Here is a 15,824-nt window from a genome sequence, read left to right as displayed (position 1 = left end):
CCGACATGGTGCGGTACCGGCATACCGGGACACCGGCGGATGGGACGGGCATGAACGACACGGCGATCGACTACGCGGCGGTGTTCCAGTGCCTGCCCGGCATGGTGGCGCTGCTGACGCCCGATCTGCTCTACGCCGACGTCAACGAGGAGTTCCTGCGCGTGGCGGGCCGAACACGCGAACAGATGATCGGCCGCCATCTCTTCGAGGTGTTCCCGGACAACCCCAACGACCCGGGCGCCAGCGGGGTCCGCAACCTGGAGGCCTCGCTGCGCCGGGTGCTGGCCACCGGCGAGCGCGACGCGATGGCCCTCCAGCGCTACGACGTCGAGGACCCCGAGCGGCCCGGGGAGTGGGACGAGCGGTACTGGAGCCCGGTCAACGCGCCCGTGCTCGGCCCCGACGGTTCGGTGGTGCTCCTGGTGCACCGCGTGGAGGAGGTGACCGAGCTGATCCGGGCCCGTGGATCACGGGGCGCCGGAGGTCCCGGGAGCCGGACCCGGGTCCTGGAGGCCGAGCTGTACACCCGCGCCCGCGAGCTCCAGGAGGTCAACGAGCGGCTGCGGCAGTCGCACGCCCGGGAACGCGAGGTGGCCCTCGCGCTGCAGGAGGCGATGCTGCCCGCCCGCCGTCAGGTCGGCCACCACCACGCGGCGGTGCGCTACCGCCCGGCGGTCGGGTCGCTGAACGTGTGCGGGGACTGGTACGACCTGGTCGACCTGGTCGGCGGCAACCGGATCGGTGTGTCGGTCGGGGACGTCGTAGGGCACGGTCTGGAGGCCGCGGGGGTGATGGGCCAGCTGCGCAGCGCGCTCAGCGCCGCCTCCCGGGTCGCGGAGGGCCCCGCGGAGGCGCTCAATGTGCTGGGCCGGTACGCGCATGTCGTGGACGGCGCCGAATCGGCGACCGCGGTCACCACGTTCATCGACTTCGACCGGCACACCATCACCTACAGCAGCGCCGGCCATCCCCCGCCGGCGCTGGTCCACCCCGGCGGCCGGGTGGAGTTCCTCGACCGGGCCACCGACCCGCCGCTGGACGCCCGCCCGACGCCGATGCCGCGGCCCGAGGAGTGCGCCGCCTACGACGACGGGGCCACCCTCGTGCTCTACACGGACGGGCTGGTGGAGCGGCGGCAGGAGGACATCGACACCGGTCTGCGGCGGCTCGCCGAGGCCCTGGCCCGGCACCGGGACGCGGACCCGGAGTCCCTCGCCGACTCCGTCCTGCTCGAACTGCTCCCGCCGGGCGGCGCGACCGACGACACGGCCCTGGTCGTCGTACGGCTGTGAGGGGCCGGCGACAACGGGTGCCGCGGACTTGCTGAGCGGCCACCGGCGGCAGGAACCTGGTGCCGCGGCCGATCGTCGCGGATCCACCGGAGTGAGGAGCTACCCCTTGTTCTACTACGTGCTCAAGTACGTCTTGCTGGGCCCGTTGTTGAAGCTGGCCTTCCGCCCGCGCATCGAGGGCCTCGAGCACGTGCCGGAGTCGGGGGCGGCGATCGTCGCCGGCAACCACCTGTCGTTCTCCGACCACTTCCTGATGCCGGCGGTCCTCAAGCGGCGCATCACCTTCCTCGCCAAGGCGGAGTACTTCACCGGGCCGGGCCTCAAGGGCAGACTCACGGCCTTCTTCTTCCGCAGCGCGGGTCAGATCCCGGTGGACCGTTCCGGCAAGGAGGCGGGGCAGGCGGCGATCCGCGAGGGACTCGGGGTGCTGGGCAAGGACGAGTTGCTGGGCATCTACCCGGAGGGCACCCGTTCGCACGACGGGCGTCTGTACAAGGGCAAGGTCGGGGTCGCGGTGATGGCGCTGAAGGCCGGGGTGCCGGTGATCCCGTGCGCGATGATCGGCACCTTCGAGGCGCAGCCGCCCGGCAAGATCGTCCCCAATCTCCACCCGGTGGTGATCCGCTTCGGCAAGCCGCTGGACTTCTCCCGCTATGCCGGCATGGAGAACGAGAAGGCGATCCTGCGCGCGATCACCGACGAGATCATGTACGCGATCCTGAAGCTGTCCGAGCAGGAGTACGTCGACGAGTACGCGGCGGTGGTGAAGGCGCGGGAGGCCGCGGCGGCGGAGAAGCCGCGCAAGTTCCCCCGGATACCGCTGAGCTGAGGCGGTGCCGCAGACGCGAAGGGGCGGCCGGAGGTGCTCCGGCCGCCCCTCGCTGTCAGCCGGTGACTACGGCTTCGGCGTGGCGTGCGGGGCGCAGGTCACGTCCTTGGCGTCCAGCTTCCCGGTGAGCAGGTAGCTGTCCACCCGGGAGTTGATGCAGGGGTTGACGAGGCCCGTCACACCGTGGGAGCCGGCGTTCTTCTCGGTGATCAGACGGGAGCCCTTGAACCGCTTGTGCAGGGAGACGGCACCGTCGTACGGGGTGGCCGCGTCCCGCTCGGACTGCACGATCAGCACGCCCGGCAGACCCTTGTGGGTCTTGACCTCGACCGGCGTCTGCTGCTTGGTGGACCAGTAGGCGCACGGCAGGTTCATCCAGGCGTTGGCCCAGGTCAGGAACGGGTAGTCCTTGTTGAGCCGGGTGTTGTCGGCGTTCCACTTGCGCCAGCTGGTGGGCCACTTGGCGTCGGCGCACTCGACGGCGGTGTAGACCGCGTTGCCGTTCTCCGAGGTGATGTTGCCGGCCGTGTCGGTCAGGTCCGGGGCGGCGGCGTCGACGAGGGCCTGGGTGTCCCCGGCGAAGTACTTGCTGAAGACCGTCGCCACCGGGATCCACGAGGAGTCGTAGTACGGGGCGCCCTGGAAGAAGGAGATCAGCTCGGCCGGGCCGACCAGTCCGCCGATGGGGTGCTTCTTTGCGGTGGCGCGCAGCTCCAGCCACTTGGCCTGGACGGCGGCGCGGGTGGTGCCGAGGTGGAAGGTCGCGTCGTTGGCGGCGACCCAGTCCTGCCAGTCCTTCCAGCGGCCCTCGAAGGCGACGTCCTGGTCGAGGTTGGCCTCGTACCAGATCTTCTCGCGGGAGGGGTTGACCACGCTGTCGACCACCATGCGGCGGACGTGGCCCGGGAAGAGGGTGCCGTAGACGGCGCCGATGTAGGTGCCGTAGGAGACGCCCAGGTAGTTGAGCTTCTTCTCGCCGAGGGCGGCGCGGATGACGTCCAGGTCACGCACGGTGTTCGGCGTGGTCATGTACGGCAGCATCTCGCCGCTGCGCTCGTAGCAGCCGTCGGCGTACTCCCGGGCGAGCTTGATCTGGGCGAGCTTGTCGGCCTCGTTGTCCGGGACCGGGTCGGCCTTGGGCGCCTTGACGAACTCCTGCGGGTCGGCGCAGGAGATGGGCGCGGAGTGGCCGACGCCGCGCGGGTCGAAGCCGACGAAGTCGTAGGCCTTGGCCGCGTTCGCCCAGATCGCGTTCTTGGTGGTGACACGGCGCGGGAAGCGCATGCCGGAGCCGCCGGGGCCGCCCGGGTTGTAGACCAGGGCGCCCTGGCGCTCCTGGGGGGTGCCGGTGTTGCCGATGCGGTCGACGGCGATCTTGATCTGCTTGCCGTTGGGACGCGCGTAGTCGAGCGGCACGCTGACCCAGCCGCACTGGATCGGCTTCTCCAGGCCCCAGTCGGCCGGGCAGTCCTGCCAGTCGATACCGGCCTTGGCGGCGCGCTCCGCGGCGATCGCCGCACCCCGCTGTTCCCTGTCCTGTCCCGAACGGCCGCCGGCCGCGCTCGCGGTCGGCGCCGCGACCGCGGTGGCCATCAGCGTGGCGGCGACGAGCGCGCCGGCCGAACCGAGCGCTGCGGTCCTTCTGTTCGGTCGTATGTCCCTCAAGTGGGCTTCTCCCCTACCTTGTTATGGCGGTACAGCGATACGGCGGTATGGGGATCCTTGCGGCTGTGAGGTGCCTGAGAAAAGGTGTGATTGACCTTCTTTGCCAATCCGATAACCGGAGAGGAAAGCCCCGCTCAGCGGGGACGGAGCAGGGCCAGGGCCTCGTCCAGCGCCCGCCGCAGCCGCAGGCCGTCCGGCGCGACGGCGCTCACCAGCGCGGCGGGTCCGGCGAGCGGCATCAGGGCGGCGTGCTCGCCGAGGTGCTGCGGGCCGACAGGATACGTGGCGAACTCCGGTCTCACGACCACCAGTTGACCCACAGCGCGATGTCCGGCGAGGACGGCGGGGCCGTCCCAGCCGCCGGGGGCGCCGGGTCCGCAGGCGAGTTCCTGGTCGAGGACGGCCCGGCCGCCGACCCGGACGACGAGCCGGCTGGTGAGCCGCCCGGGCTCCTCCCCCGCCCGGCCGAGGACCTGCTCCTCGCGCAGGACCAGTCGGGCGCCGGGCGCGAGGTCGGCGCGGGTGGTGACGTACAGGTCGCTGCCGCGCGCGGAGATCAACGGCTCGGGCAGCCAGTGCAGTTCGCCCCCGTCGGCGACGTCGAGCCGCACGTCGTAGTGGGCGGCGTCCTTGACCTGTCCGGGCAGGGCGATGGTGGCCGCGGCCGAGCCCACGCCCAGCCGGGCCCCGCTCCCGACCTCGGCCTCGACCGCGAAGCGGTCCCCGCCGAGGGGGCCGCTCATCGCGCCCACGAGCAGGACCCGGGCCTCGTCGGCGGCGCCCCGGGTGCGGCGCAGGGCGAGCGGACCGTCGCTCTCCAGGACGGGCAGGGCGGTGCCGCCGCGTCCGTCGGCCGTCGCCGAGATCCGGGCGAGGGCACGTACTCCGCCCATCTCACGCCGTCCAGGCGCCGAGCTGTGCCCGCACCCAGGCGGCGACGTCCGCCACCCCGCTCCCGGCGCGCAGCGACTGGAACACCACGGGCAGTTCGGCGCGCTGCGCCTTGGCGTCGGCGGCCATCCGGGCGAGGTCGGAGCCGACGTACGGGGCGAGGTCGGTCTTGTTGACGACCAGCAGGTCGGCGGTGGTGACGCCGGGGCCGCCCTTCCTCGGGATGTCGTCGCCGCCCGCGACGTCGATGACGAAGATCTGCGCGTCGACGAGCCCCTTGGAGAAGGTGGCGGTGAGGTTGTCCCCTCCGGACTCCACGAGCACGAGGTCCAGCGGGCCGACGGCGTCCTCCAGGTCCTCCACCGCCTCGAGGTTGGCGGAGATGTCGTCCCGGATCGCGGTGTGCGGGCAGGCGCCCGTCTCCACGGCCGCGATCCGCTCGGGTGGCAGCACGGCCTCCCGCAGCAGGAACTCCGCGTCCTCGCGGGTGTAGATGTCGTTGGTGACGACGGCGAGGGACAGCTCGTCGCGCAACGCCCGGCACAGCGCGGCGACCGTGGCGGTCTTACCCGATCCGACGGGCCCGCCGAGCCCGATCCTGAGGGCGCGCCGGGCCCCGTCGGGCCGACGGGCGTCGGCGCTCACGGCGGCGGGACCGGGGTGGGAGTGGTCGAGATGCATGGGCGGCTCCTTGTCTGTGCGGGGGGGTCCGGGGGGCGGCGGCCCCGGACGGGGCGGCGGGTCTAGGAGGCGAACAGGCGCACCGGCCAGGCCGCGTGTGCCTGCGCGCCGATCTCCAGCAGGGGCGCGGACGCCGCCGGCAGGATGTCGGGGCCGGCGGTCGTCGCGGCGGCTCCCGCCGCCGTCGCCCGGTCGACGACCCGGTCCAGCTCCGGTGCCAGCCGGGCCAGGACCGCCGTCGCCTCGAACGGGTCCAGGCCGAGGAGCCGTACGACGGCCGTCGCCGGACCGCTCACGCTCTCGTACGCCGCGCAGTACGCCGCGTCCTCGGGGCCCAGTCCGGCCGCGCGCGCCGTCAGTCCCAGCACCACCGGCTGGTGCGCTCCCTTGGGGAACTCATGTGCCAGGGCGTCCAGTTCGGGGCCGGGCCAGGCGGCCCGGGCGGCCCGCACGAGCTGGCGGCCCAGCCTGCGCGCGGCGAGCCGCAGCGCCGGGGACGGGGTGCGGGCGTCCGCCGCCGCGTCCAGCGCGACGGGGTCCGCCCCGGCCGCCGCGGCGGCCGCGAGGGCGGCGGCGACGAGTCCCGTCGTGTGCAGCCGGCCGCGGCAGAAGGCCTCCAGGCCCGCCGCGCCGGTGATCCGGCCCGCCTTGACCGCCTCCTCCGCCCCGCCGGAGTGCGCGTGCCCTCCGGCGGGGAAGCGGCCGTCGGCCAGCACGAGCAGCGCTGCCCTGCCCATCAGAGGCCGCCCATCAGAAGAGGAAGTAGCGCTGGGCCATGGGCAGCTCGGCCGCCGGGGTCGCCTCGACCAGTTCGCCGTCGATGTGCACGGCGAAGCTGTCGGGGTCGACCTGGACGCGCGGCCGGGCGTCGTTCTCCCGCATGTCCGCCTTGGTGACCGCCCGGGTCGACTCGATGGCGACGAACCTCTTGCCGAGCTGGAGCCGCTCCGGCAGTCCGTCCTCGATCGCGAGCGGTGCCACGAAGTTGAAGGAGTTCGAGGCGGGAGCACGGCCGATCGCCCCGTACATCGGGCGCGGCAGGATCGGCTGCGGGGTCGGGATGGACGCGTTCGCGTCACCCATCTGGGCGTAGGCGATCTGACCCCCCTTGAGGACGAGGTGCGGTTTGACACCGAAGAACGCCGGCTCCCACAGCACGAGGTCGGCCAGCTTGCCCGCCTCGACGGACCCGATCTCCCGGGCCAGCCCCTGCGCGAGTGCCGGGTTGATCGTGTACTTGGCGACATAGCGCCGTACGCGGTGGTTGTCGGCGCGCCCGTCGCCGGGCAGGGCGCCCCGGCGGCGCTTCATGACATGGGCCGTCTGCCAGGTCCGCAGGATCACCTCGCCGACCCGGCCCATGGCCTGGGAGTCGGAGGAGATGATCGAGATGGCACCGAGGTCGTGGAGTATGTCCTCGGCGCCGATGGTGGACGGCCGGATCCGGGACTCGGCGAAGGCGAGGTCCTCGGGGACCGCCGGGTTGAGGTGGTGGCACACCATGAGCATGTCGAGGTGTTCCTCGGCGGTGTTCACCGTGTACGGGCGGGTCGGGTTGGTGGAGCTGGGCAGGACGTGCGGCTCGGAGACCACCGTCATGATGTCGGGGGCGTGTCCGCCGCCCGCGCCCTCGGTGTGGTAGGCGTGGATGCCCCGTCCGGCGATCGCGGCGAGCGTGTCGCCCACGAATCCGGCCTCGTTCAGGGTGTCCGTGTGGATGGCGACCTGGATGCCGGTGCGCTCCGCGACGCTCAGCGAGGCGTCGATGACGGCCGGGGTCGAGCCCCAGTCCTCGTGCAGCTTCAGGCCCAGCGCGCCGCCCCGGATCTGGGAGAGCATCGCCTCCTGGGAGACGGTGTTGCCCTTGCCGAGGAAGCCGATGTTGAGCGGGTAGTGCTCCATCGCCTCCAGCATGCGGGCGAGGTGCCAGGGCCCCGGGGTCACGGTGGTGGCCTTGGAGCCCTCGGCGGGTCCGGTGCCGCCGCCCACCAGGGTGGTCACGCCGGCCGACAGCGCCTCGTCGGCGATCTGCGGGCAGATGAAGTGGACGTGCGCGTCGACCGCGCCGGCCGTGAGGATGCGTCCGTTGCCCGCGATGACCTCGGTCTCGGGGCCGAGCACCAGGTCGGGGTGGACGCCGTCCATCGTGTCGGGGTTGCCCGCCTTGCCGAGGGCGGTGATCCGTCCGTCGCGGATGCCGACGTCGGCCTTGACGATCCCCCAGTGGTCGATGACGACGGCGCCGGTGATGACGGTGTCGGGGGTGCCGTCTGCGCGCGTAGCGCGCGACTGTCCCATGGACTCCCGGATGACCTTGCCGCCGCCGAAGACCGCCTCGTCACCGGCGAGCCCGGGGCCGCCGGAGCGGTCCTCCTCGATCTCGATCAGCAGATCGGTGTCGGCGAGGCGGATGCGGTCACCGGTGGTCGGGCCGAACAGGTCGGCGTATGCGGCACGCGAGATCTCAGGCATCGAGGGCACCTCCGGTCTCCCCGCGCAGTCCGGGCACCACCCGGGCACCGGCGAGCGGGACGAGTTCCACCTCGACGGGGATGCCGGGTTCGAAGCGCACGGCGGTGCCGGCGGCGACGTTCAGCCGCAGTCCGCGGGCGGCGGCGCGGTCGAATGCGAGCCCGGGGTTGGCCTCGGCGAAGTGGTAGTGGGAGCCGACCTGGACGGGCCGGTCGGCGGCGTTGAGCACGGTGAGCCGGGTGACCTCACGGCCCTCGTTGCAGACGATCGGGTCCTCGGCGAAGAGGATCTCTCCGGGAATCACGGCGGCCTCCCCCGTCAGACGATCGGGTCGTGGACGGTGACGAGCTTGGTGCCGTCGGGGAAGGTGGCCTCCACCTGGACGTCGTGGATCATCTCGGGGATGCCCTCCATGACGTCGTCCCGGGTGAGCAGCTTGCGTCCGGAGGCCATCAGCTCGGCGACGGTACGTCCGTCCCGCGCGCCTTCGAGGATGTGCGCGGTGATGAGGGCGACGGCCTCGGGGTGGTTGAGCCGGAGTCCGCGGGCCCGGCGTTTCTCGGCGACGTCGGCCGCGACATGGATCAGCAGCCTCTCCTGCTCGTGCGGGGTCAGTTGCACGTCCCACCTCACATCCTCGCTCCGGACCGTGCGGGGCCCGGTTGCCGCAGCCACGAGGAAAAGTCCTGGTGGCGTGGAGGGGCAGGCTAGTTGGGGCGCATTTCGAGCACGTTAACCGAGCTGTGACGCGTTCGGGGCCCGCGTTCAGGGGCCCGGTGTCGGCTCCGGCACGCTCATGAGGGCGCGCAGCCCGTCGCCGAGCACCTCCACGGGTGCCGGTCCGAACAGCGACTGGTGGGCGATGAAGCCCAGTACGGACGCGATCATGGTGCGGGCCACGTGGTCGGGATCCACGTCCGCGCGCATCGTCCCGGCGGCCTGGTACGCCTCGACGATCTGCACCCAGGCCGCGTGGACCGTCCGGTAGCCCTCGCTCAGGACGGCGGAGAGCTCGTCGTTGCGCAGGGTCTCCGTCCAGACCTGGACCACGAGCCGGGGGAAGGCCGGCTTCCCGTCGACGGTCAGGGACGCCTTGGCGGCCAGGGTGCGGCCGAGTACCTCGCAGACCAGGACGTCGGGCGGCGGCGGGTCGGTCCGGGACGACGCCTCCTCGAAGGAGGCGCGGACCTGGCCGAGCACCTCGGAGACGATCGCGGCGATCAGCTCCTCCTTGCCGCTGAAGTAGCGGTAGACCGCCCCCGCCGACAGGTCGACCTCCTTCAGCACGTCCTGCATGGAGGTGGCGTGGAAGCCGTTGCGGGCGAAGCAGACGGCGGCGCCGTCGAGGATCTGCCGGCGGCGGGCGTCGAGGTGGGCCTGGGATACGCGTGCCATGCCGCAAAAGTAAAACGAACATTCCTTCTTGACAAGCGGCGAGGCGAGGGCGCACGGTGGGCCCGTAAGAAAAACGAACGATCCTTCTTTTTAGCCCTGAGGGGAAGCCATGTCCGCCTCCCGGCGCCTGATCGCCGTCGTCCTGCTCGTTCCGACCCTCGCCGCCGTCGCCCTGTGGGCCTTCGCCTGGCCCGCCGCCCGCACGGCACCCCGCGACCTGCCCCTCGGCGTGGCGGGCCCGCCCGCCGCGACCGCCGGGATGGAGAAGGAACTCGCCCGGCACGAGGGCGCCTTCGAGATCCACCGCTACCGGGACGAGGCCGCCGCCCGCGACGCCGTCGAGGACCGGACCGTATACGGCGCGGTGGTCGTCACCGCCCGAGGTCCGGAACTGCTGACCGCCTCCGCCGCCGGCCCGATGGTGGCCCAGCTGCTCACGCAGGCGGTGGCCGGGCAGGCCGCCGCCGAGGGCACCCCGGTGCGGACGGTTGACGTCGTCCCCGCCCCGTCGACGGACCCGCGCGGCGCCGCTCTGGGCGCGAGTGTGCTGCCGCTGGCGCTGGCCGGGATCGCCGCGGGCGCGACGGTGACGCTCCTGGGGCTGCGCGGGGTCCGCGCGGTGCTCGCACTGGTGGGTTCGGCCGCCCTGGTCGGGCTGGTCGCCGCGGCCCTGGCGGACAGCTGGCTGGGCGTGCTCGGCGGCGACTGGTGGGCGGAGGCCTCGGTGTTCGGGCTGTCGACGCTCGCCGTGGCCGCCGCGGTGGCCGGCTGCGCGGCCCTGATCGGTCCGGCGGGCATCGGTGCCGTGGCGTTCCTGGTGATGTTCCTCGGCAACCCGTTCTCCGGGGCGGCCTCGGCCCCGCGGATGCTGCCCGAGCCGGCCGGGACGATCGGCCAGTGGCTGCCGCCGGGCGCGGGCACCACACTGCTGCGCTCGGTGTCGTTCTTCGACGGCGCGGCGGCGACCGGCCCCGCCCTCACCCTGGCATGGTGGGCCGCCCTCGGTCTCGGCGCGGTCCTGCTGGGTGCCCAGCTGAAGGCGCACCGGAGCCCGGCCGGACCGGCCGCCGAGCAGCGGAAGCCCGCCCTCGCCGCCGCCTGACCGGCCCCCTCCGCCCCGCCGAAGGCCGCGCACCCAAGTGGTGCGCGGCCTTCGGTGTGCCTACGACGGGTTCGGGCCCCGGTGTTCGGCGGCGGCCCCGCCCCGGTGCTCCGCCGCGATCCCGAAGCGGTGCCGTTCGCGGGGAGCGGAACCGACCTCGTGCACGGCGGCGACCGAGCTGATCACCTGCTCCTCCACGGGCCGGTCCAGGTCGTCGAGTCGCTCCAGGTCGGCGGCGGAGACGAGGGCGACCAGGGGCTTGCCGTGCCGTGTCACGACGACGCGCTCGCCGCCGTACACCACCCGGTTGATCAGATCGGCGAGTTCAGCCCTGGCTTGTGTCACCGGAATCTCGTAGGCCATGACCCCATTCTAACGTCACGTACGTCCTGTACATTTCTTACAGATGCGCCAGACGCCGAGGAGGGGCTCCCGATGACCCGACCGTCCGCCCGTTACGTCCTGCCCGAGTTCACCGAACGCACCAGCCAGGGGCACCGCACGATGGATCCGTACGCGAAGCTGCTGGAGGAGCGGATCGTCCTCCTCGGCACCCCGATCGACGACATCGCGGCGAACGACGTGATGGCCCAGCTCATGTACCTGGAGCACAAGGACCCGGACCGGGACATCGCGCTGTACATCAACTCCCCCGGCGGCTCGTTCAGCGCGATGACCGCGATCTATGACACCGTCCGGTACATCACCTGCGACGTGGCGACGACCTGCCTGGGCCAGGCCGGCTCCTCGGCGGCGGTGCTGCTGGCGGCGGGCGCACCGGGCAAGCGGTTCGCGCTGCCGGGCGCCCGGGTGGTGATCCGGCAGCCCGCGCTGCCCGAGCCCGTAGAAGGCCGGGCCGACGACCTGGCGATCCAGGCCCGGGAGCTCGCGCGCACCCGGGACCTGCTGGAGGAGATGCTGGTACGGCACACCGGACGCCGCCCCGAACAGGTGACCGAGGACATCGAGCGGGACCTGATCCTGACCGCACCTCAGGCCGAGGAGTACGGACTGGTGGACGGCGTCGTCCCCAGCCGGCGCGACGTCTCCGGGGCGAGGTGAGCCGGGATGGTTCCCGACCTGCCGCCCCTGCCGGCGCTCACCCGCGCCGAGGGCGAGCTGATCGACCGTTATCTGGACGTGGTGGATCTGCTCGGACGGATCAATCCCGCGCACGACGGGGACACCTACCGGGGCCTGCGTGCCGCCCAGGCGCTGGTGACTCGGGCGGCGGAGCTGCGCGACGCGCTGACGCTGATGCACCAGCGGGGCGAGAGCGAGCTGCACGCGCCGACGCTCGCGCGGGCGCTGCGCGTCCTGGACGGGGAGCGCCGTACCGCGCGCGTCACGGTTCCCCCGCTCTCCGACAGTTGACGCACACCCGTCCGGCTCCGAGCGTCGCCGTGATGACCGCGACGTCCGGGCCGGACGTGAAACGGACCAGTCGGGTTACCCCCGTTCGGCGTAGCGGCGACTCCTCTTGCGGACGAGCGCACTGCACCGAAGGCGCCGTTTCCCGAGGCACCACAAGGGGTAGCGGCGCAGGTCGGGAGGGCTTTTGCGGTCTTGACACCTGATAACCCATCAGGTGTTCACCCGAACAGGTGAATGGTGAGTAACCCCACAAATAGCCGCTTCCATTGGGTATTTCGGTCAACGGTGAGTCAAGATCCGTGTCTGACGACAAGTCCCCGCCACAAGCGGCGGGGCGGTCCGGGCGGACGCCGAGTCCTGCCGCTGCCCGGATTGACCCGTCGACAGGAGTGCATCGGCAGGAGTGGAGGACCCAAGCACGACGGGTAGCCGGAACGGTCACGCCATGACCGCGCCGAGCAGCCCTTGGGGTGAAGCCGCGTGAGCGGCCGGGCACCTTTGTCAGCCCGAATCCGACAGGTCATCCTTCACAGGCGGTTGACGAAGGGTTGCGCATGACTGCGCTCAATCGTGTCCCGTCGCTCATGGCCCGGGCCGGTACGGCCTCGGCGTTCGCCATCGCCGCCGTGGGCGGCTCGATCGTGATTCCCGGGGTGGCCGCCGACGCGGCCGCCGCCACGCCGGCGGCGAAGGCGCTCCAGGTCGCAGCGTCCAAGAAGGGTGCACCGTACAAGTACGGGGCGGCCGGACCCAAGAGGTTCGACTGCTCAGGTCTCACGATGTACTCGTTCAAGAAGGCGGGCAAGACCCTGCCGCGCACGGCTGCGCAGCAGTACAACAAGACGCGCCACATCTCGGCCTCCAGCCGCAAGGCCGGGGACCTGGTGTTCTTCCACTCGGGGTCGAACGTGTACCACGTCGGGATCTACGCCGGGCACGGCAAGATCTGGCACTCGCCGAAGACCGGCAGCTGGGTCAAGCTGGAGAAGATCTGGACCAAGAGCGTCTGGTACGGCCGGGTCCGCTAGGGCCTGTCCGAGCACCGCTCCCCGGGGTGGCGTCGGTGCCCCTGACGCGCCTTCACCGCCCCGGGAGCTCGCCCGGCAGCACCGCCGCCGCGGCGCCCGCCACCGGCTCCGCCGTCGGGACGGTCCACGGCAGCTCGACCGTGACCGTCTTGCCGCCCTCCCGGGTGGGGCGCACCCTGAGCCTGCCGCCCCGTTCGGCGGTCAGCCAGCGAATGATCACCATGCCTCGGCCGTTGTCCTGCTGGACGGCGGCCGGCAGTCGTCTGGGGAAGCGCGGATGGCTGTCGGTGACGCCGATGCACAGGCGCTCGTCGCGGTCGAGCACCAGGTCCACCGTGAAGGTGGGGGACTGGCCGAAGGTGTGCTGCACCGCGTTGGTGGCGAGTTCGGAGACGATCAGCCGGATGGCGTCGGCCGCCTCCGTGTCCGCCGGCAGCCCCCATGCGTCGAGCGTGCCGGCCACGAAGCCGCGGGCCGTGGAGACCGAGGCGGCTTCGCTCGGCAGAGTGACGGATGCTTCCAGATGGTCTGCCATGGCGACCTCGTCCCTTTCCCACGGGACCGGAGTCCGACACGCTGCGGATGGTTCGAGTACGGTCCCGGACTGGTGCTACTTCGCCAGACTGCCATCAGCACGCCCGTCACGGGTGGCGATCCACCAAGATATGCATATATCTGTCGCCCGATGCGGTGAACCCTGCCACGGCAGAGCGTTTTGGGGCGGCCCCTGAGGAGTAAGGAGGAGCCCGTGCAACACGGTCCCGCGGTGCGCCGCCGGAAGCTGGGCGCCGAACTGCGCAGTCTGCGCGCCCGGGCCGGGCTCACGAGCGGCGAGGCGGCCCGGCTCGTCGGCTGGCACCAGTCCAAGGTGAGCCGTATCGAGACCGGCACCAGCGGTACGAAACCGGCCGATGTGCGGTTACTCCTCGACGTCTACGGCGTGACCGATCCGCGGCTGCGGGAGCTGATGACGGCGTTGGCCGGGTCGGAGGAGAGCGGCGGCCGTGACCACTGGTGGCACGCCTACCGCGGGGTGCTGCCGGCCGCCTACCGGGACTTCATCAGCCTGGAGTCGCAGGCCGGCGCGATGCGCACGCTGGAGACGACGGTGGTTCCCGGGCTGCTCCAGACGGCCGAGTACGCCCGTGCGGTGACCCGGGCGGCGGTGGAGGGCGCCGACGAGGACCAGCTGGACACGCTGGTGGAGGTGCGGCTCGCCCGCCAGGACGTGCTGCGCAGACAACCCCCGCTGCGGCTGAGCGCGGTGCTGGACGAGGCGGTGCTGCGGCGGGAGGTGGGCGGCCCCGAGGTGATGGAGCGCCAGCTCGTCCGGCTGATGGAGGCGGCGCGACTCCCCCACGTGCGTTTGCAGGTTCTGCCGTTTGCGGCCGGTGCCCATATCGGGGTCACCGGGCCTTTCGTTATCTTCTCCTTTTCGAGCGCCCCTGATCTGGATGTGGTTGTTCTCGACCACTTGACGAGTAGCCTCTACCTCGAACGGAAAGAAGACCTCGAGGCCTACACCGAGGCCTTCAACGCCCTTCGGGCACATGCCCTTTCGCCCGGGGAATCACTGGAATACATCGCCGCGACAGCTGACGGCGCGTAGGGAGGCACCATGACTGCTCTGCCTCGGAACGTACCTCGGACGGTACCCAGCAGCACCGACCCCCACGCTCTCCCCCAGGTGCGGTGGCTGCGCAGCAGCTACAGCACGGGGGCGAACAACTGCGTGGAGACGGCCCGGCCGGCCCTCGGGCCCTTCGCCGGGCTGCTCGCCGTACGCGACTCCAAGGATCCGGCGGGTCCCGCCCTGCTCTTCTCCCCCGAGAGCTGGTCGGGTTTCACCGCCGCGTTCCACTGATCACCGATCCACTGATCACCGTCATCCGTCAGCAGGGGCGCCCCACGGCCGTGTCACGCCGACTCATGGTCGTGTCTCCCCGATGACCCGTACAGCGCGATCCAGCTCGGCCCCGGAGAGGTCGGCGCGGGCGGTCAGCCTCAGACGTGAGACGCCGTCGGGCACGGAGGGAGGACGGAAGCAGCCCACGGCGAGGCCCGCCGACCGGCAGTCCGCCGCCCACTGCAGGGCCTCCTCCGGGGAGGGCGCACGCACGGAGACGACCGCGGCGTCCGGACGCACCGCTTCCAGGCCCGCGGCCGTCAGCCGCCCGTGCAGTTCCGCAGCCACCGCACGCGCGCGTGCCGCCCGCTCGGGCTCCCGGCGCAGCAGCCGGAGCGCCGCGAGGGCGGCGCCCGCCGCCGCGGGGGCGAGGCCCGTGTCGAAGATGAAGGTGCGGGCCGAGTTGACCAGGTGGTCGATCACCCGCGCGGGCCCCAGCACCGCCCCGCCCTGGCTGCCGAGGGACTTCGACAGCGTGACCGTGACGACCACGTCCTCGGCGCCGGCCAGCCCGACCGCGTCCGGGGCGCCCCGCCCGCCGTTCCCGAGGACGCCGAGGCCGTGCGCGTCGTCCACCACCAGCCCGGCGCCGTGCTTCCGGCAGACGGCCGCGAGTGCGGCCAGCGGGGCCGCGTCCCCGTCGACCGAGAAGACCGTGTCCGAGACGGCCACCGCCGGGCCGTCGTGGGTGCCGAGCGCCTTGTGGACGGCGTCGGGATCCGCGTGCGCCACCACCTGGGTGGTGCCCCGGGCCAGCCGGCAGCCGTCGATCAGCGAGGCGTGGTTGCCCGCGTCGGAGACGATCAGCGAGCCGTGCGGGGCCAGCGCGGTGACCGCGGCGAGGTTCGCGGCGTACCCGGAGGAGAAGACGAGCGCCGCCTCGAAGCCGCAGAACTCCGCCAGCTCCCGCTCCAGCTCGGTGTGCAGCTCGGTGGTGCCGGTGACCAGCCGGGAGCCGGTCGAGCCGCCGCCCCAGGTCCGCGCGGCCGCCGCGGCGCCCTCGGTGACCTCCGGGTGCCGGGACAGGCCCAGGTAGTCGTTGCTCGCGAGGTCGAGCAGCGGCGAGTCGGCCGGACGGGGCCGCAGCGTCCGGACCAGTCCGGCCCGGCGGCGCGCCCGCGCCTGTTCGTCGATCCAGCCGAACGCCATGGCTCCTCCGGGGCTTTTGTAGGTAGCGGACAGACCCTAG

19 protein-coding genes and 1 riboswitch are annotated in these 15,824 nt (G+C 72.3%); of the genes, 8 read left to right on the top strand and 11 right to left on the bottom strand.

Features of this window, described 5'->3' with window-relative positions; all coding sequences use genetic code 11:
* Positions 1 to 50: 50 nt before the first annotated feature.
* The gene (locus tag U5640_RS38680) at positions 51 to 1,292 is read left to right on the top strand and encodes a SpoIIE family protein phosphatase (RefSeq protein ID WP_340383815.1); all 1,242 of its coding nucleotides are present in this window, start codon (positions 51 to 53) and stop codon (positions 1,290 to 1,292) included.
* A gap of 106 nt (positions 1,293 to 1,398) precedes the next feature.
* Positions 1,399 to 2,121, top strand: a complete 723-nt coding sequence (locus U5640_RS38675) for a lysophospholipid acyltransferase family protein (protein ID WP_340383813.1) — start codon at positions 1,399 to 1,401, stop codon at positions 2,119 to 2,121.
* 66 nt (positions 2,122 to 2,187) lie between these two features.
* Here the strand turns inward: U5640_RS38675 and U5640_RS38670 are convergent, their stop codons facing one another.
* The 8 genes from U5640_RS38670 to U5640_RS38635 form a co-directional block, all read right to left on the bottom strand.
* Entirely contained in the window at positions 2,188 to 3,786 is a 1,599-nt protein-coding gene (locus U5640_RS38670) for an alpha/beta hydrolase (RefSeq protein WP_340383811.1), read from the bottom strand.
* Positions 3,787 to 3,920: 134 nt separating this feature from the next.
* Positions 3,921 to 4,679, bottom strand: a complete 759-nt coding sequence (locus U5640_RS38665; protein ID WP_340383809.1) for an urease accessory protein UreD — start codon at positions 4,677 to 4,679, stop codon at positions 3,921 to 3,923.
* Between the two features lies 1 nt (position 4,680).
* Complete coding sequence (ureG, locus tag U5640_RS38660; protein WP_067256011.1) at positions 4,681 to 5,358, bottom strand: urease accessory protein UreG; 678 nt, start codon at positions 5,356 to 5,358, stop codon at positions 4,681 to 4,683.
* A gap of 62 nt (positions 5,359 to 5,420) precedes the next feature.
* On the bottom strand, positions 5,421 to 6,095 hold the full coding sequence (locus U5640_RS38655) for an urease accessory UreF family protein (RefSeq protein WP_340383806.1): 675 nt from the start codon (positions 6,093 to 6,095) through the stop codon (positions 5,421 to 5,423).
* Positions 6,096 to 6,108: 13 nt separating this feature from the next.
* The gene (locus tag U5640_RS38650) at positions 6,109 to 7,830 is read right to left on the bottom strand and encodes an urease subunit alpha (RefSeq protein ID WP_340383803.1); all 1,722 of its coding nucleotides are present in this window, start codon (positions 7,828 to 7,830) and stop codon (positions 6,109 to 6,111) included.
* On the bottom strand, positions 7,823 to 8,134 hold the full coding sequence (locus tag U5640_RS38645) for an urease subunit beta (protein WP_340383801.1): 312 nt from the start codon (positions 8,132 to 8,134) through the stop codon (positions 7,823 to 7,825). Before U5640_RS38645 ends, U5640_RS38650 begins: the two co-directional genes overlap by 8 nt.
* A 14-nt stretch (positions 8,135 to 8,148) precedes the next feature.
* A complete protein-coding gene (locus U5640_RS38640; RefSeq protein WP_067256018.1) occupies positions 8,149 to 8,451 on the bottom strand; it encodes an urease subunit gamma in 303 nt (100 codons plus the stop codon).
* Between the two features lie 144 nt (positions 8,452 to 8,595).
* A complete protein-coding gene (locus U5640_RS38635; RefSeq protein ID WP_340383798.1) occupies positions 8,596 to 9,225 on the bottom strand; it encodes a TetR/AcrR family transcriptional regulator in 630 nt (209 codons plus the stop codon).
* Between the two features lie 109 nt (positions 9,226 to 9,334).
* On the opposite strand from U5640_RS38635, the gene U5640_RS38630 reads away from it, so the two are divergent.
* Positions 9,335 to 10,327, top strand: a complete 993-nt coding sequence (locus U5640_RS38630; protein WP_340383796.1) for an ABC transporter permease — start codon at positions 9,335 to 9,337, stop codon at positions 10,325 to 10,327.
* A gap of 60 nt (positions 10,328 to 10,387) precedes the next feature.
* On the opposite strand, the gene U5640_RS38625 is transcribed toward U5640_RS38630, so the two are convergent.
* Positions 10,388 to 10,690 carry a type II toxin-antitoxin system Phd/YefM family antitoxin gene (locus U5640_RS38625; RefSeq protein WP_340383794.1) on the bottom strand — a complete coding sequence of 101 codons (303 nt, stop codon included), beginning with the start codon at positions 10,688 to 10,690 and terminating at the stop codon, positions 10,388 to 10,390.
* Between the two features lie 72 nt (positions 10,691 to 10,762).
* Here U5640_RS38625 and U5640_RS38620 point away from each other — a divergent pair, with 72 nt between their 5' ends.
* The 3 genes from U5640_RS38620 (at position 10,763) to U5640_RS38610 (ending at position 12,729) form a co-directional block, all read left to right on the top strand.
* Positions 10,763 to 11,389: an ATP-dependent Clp protease proteolytic subunit gene (locus U5640_RS38620; protein WP_340383792.1), complete on the top strand. Its 627-nt coding sequence runs from the start codon at positions 10,763 to 10,765 to the stop codon at positions 11,387 to 11,389.
* A 6-nt stretch (positions 11,390 to 11,395) separates the two neighbouring features.
* A complete protein-coding gene (locus U5640_RS38615) occupies positions 11,396 to 11,701 on the top strand; it encodes a hypothetical protein (protein WP_340383790.1) in 306 nt (101 codons plus the stop codon).
* Positions 11,702 to 12,049: 348 nt separating this feature from the next.
* Positions 12,050 to 12,252: riboswitch (cyclic di-AMP (ydaO/yuaA leader) on the top strand.
* 3 nt (positions 12,253 to 12,255) lie between these two features.
* Complete coding sequence (locus U5640_RS38610) at positions 12,256 to 12,729, top strand: C40 family peptidase (RefSeq protein ID WP_133915238.1); 474 nt, start codon at positions 12,256 to 12,258, stop codon at positions 12,727 to 12,729.
* Positions 12,730 to 12,781: 52 nt separating this feature from the next.
* On the opposite strand, the gene U5640_RS38605 is transcribed toward U5640_RS38610, so the two are convergent.
* The gene (locus tag U5640_RS38605; RefSeq protein WP_340383784.1) at positions 12,782 to 13,264 is read right to left on the bottom strand and encodes an ATP-binding protein; all 483 of its coding nucleotides are present in this window, start codon (positions 13,262 to 13,264) and stop codon (positions 12,782 to 12,784) included.
* A 213-nt stretch (positions 13,265 to 13,477) separates the two neighbouring features.
* Here U5640_RS38605 and U5640_RS38600 point away from each other — a divergent pair, with 213 nt between their 5' ends.
* Both U5640_RS38600 and U5640_RS38595 read left to right on the top strand, forming a co-directional pair.
* Positions 13,478 to 14,338 carry a helix-turn-helix transcriptional regulator gene (locus U5640_RS38600; protein ID WP_340383782.1) on the top strand — a complete coding sequence of 287 codons (861 nt, stop codon included), beginning with the start codon at positions 13,478 to 13,480 and terminating at the stop codon, positions 14,336 to 14,338.
* Between the two features lie 9 nt (positions 14,339 to 14,347).
* Positions 14,348 to 14,593, top strand: a complete 246-nt coding sequence (locus U5640_RS38595) for a DUF397 domain-containing protein (protein ID WP_340383780.1) — start codon at positions 14,348 to 14,350, stop codon at positions 14,591 to 14,593.
* Positions 14,594 to 14,656: 63 nt separating this feature from the next.
* On the opposite strand, the gene U5640_RS38590 is transcribed toward U5640_RS38595, so the two are convergent.
* Positions 14,657 to 15,784 carry an 8-amino-7-oxononanoate synthase gene (locus U5640_RS38590; protein ID WP_340383779.1) on the bottom strand — a complete coding sequence of 376 codons (1,128 nt, stop codon included), beginning with the start codon at positions 15,782 to 15,784 and terminating at the stop codon, positions 14,657 to 14,659.
* Between the last annotated feature and the right edge of the window lie 40 nt (positions 15,785 to 15,824).

This window comes from Streptomyces sp. SS7 (genome assembly GCF_037993025.1).
In the GTDB taxonomy this organism is placed as follows: Bacteria; Actinomycetota; Actinomycetes; order Streptomycetales; family Streptomycetaceae; genus Streptomyces.
The sequence above is the reverse complement of the archived record's forward strand: the minus strand, read 5'-3'. Positions and strand labels throughout refer to the sequence as shown.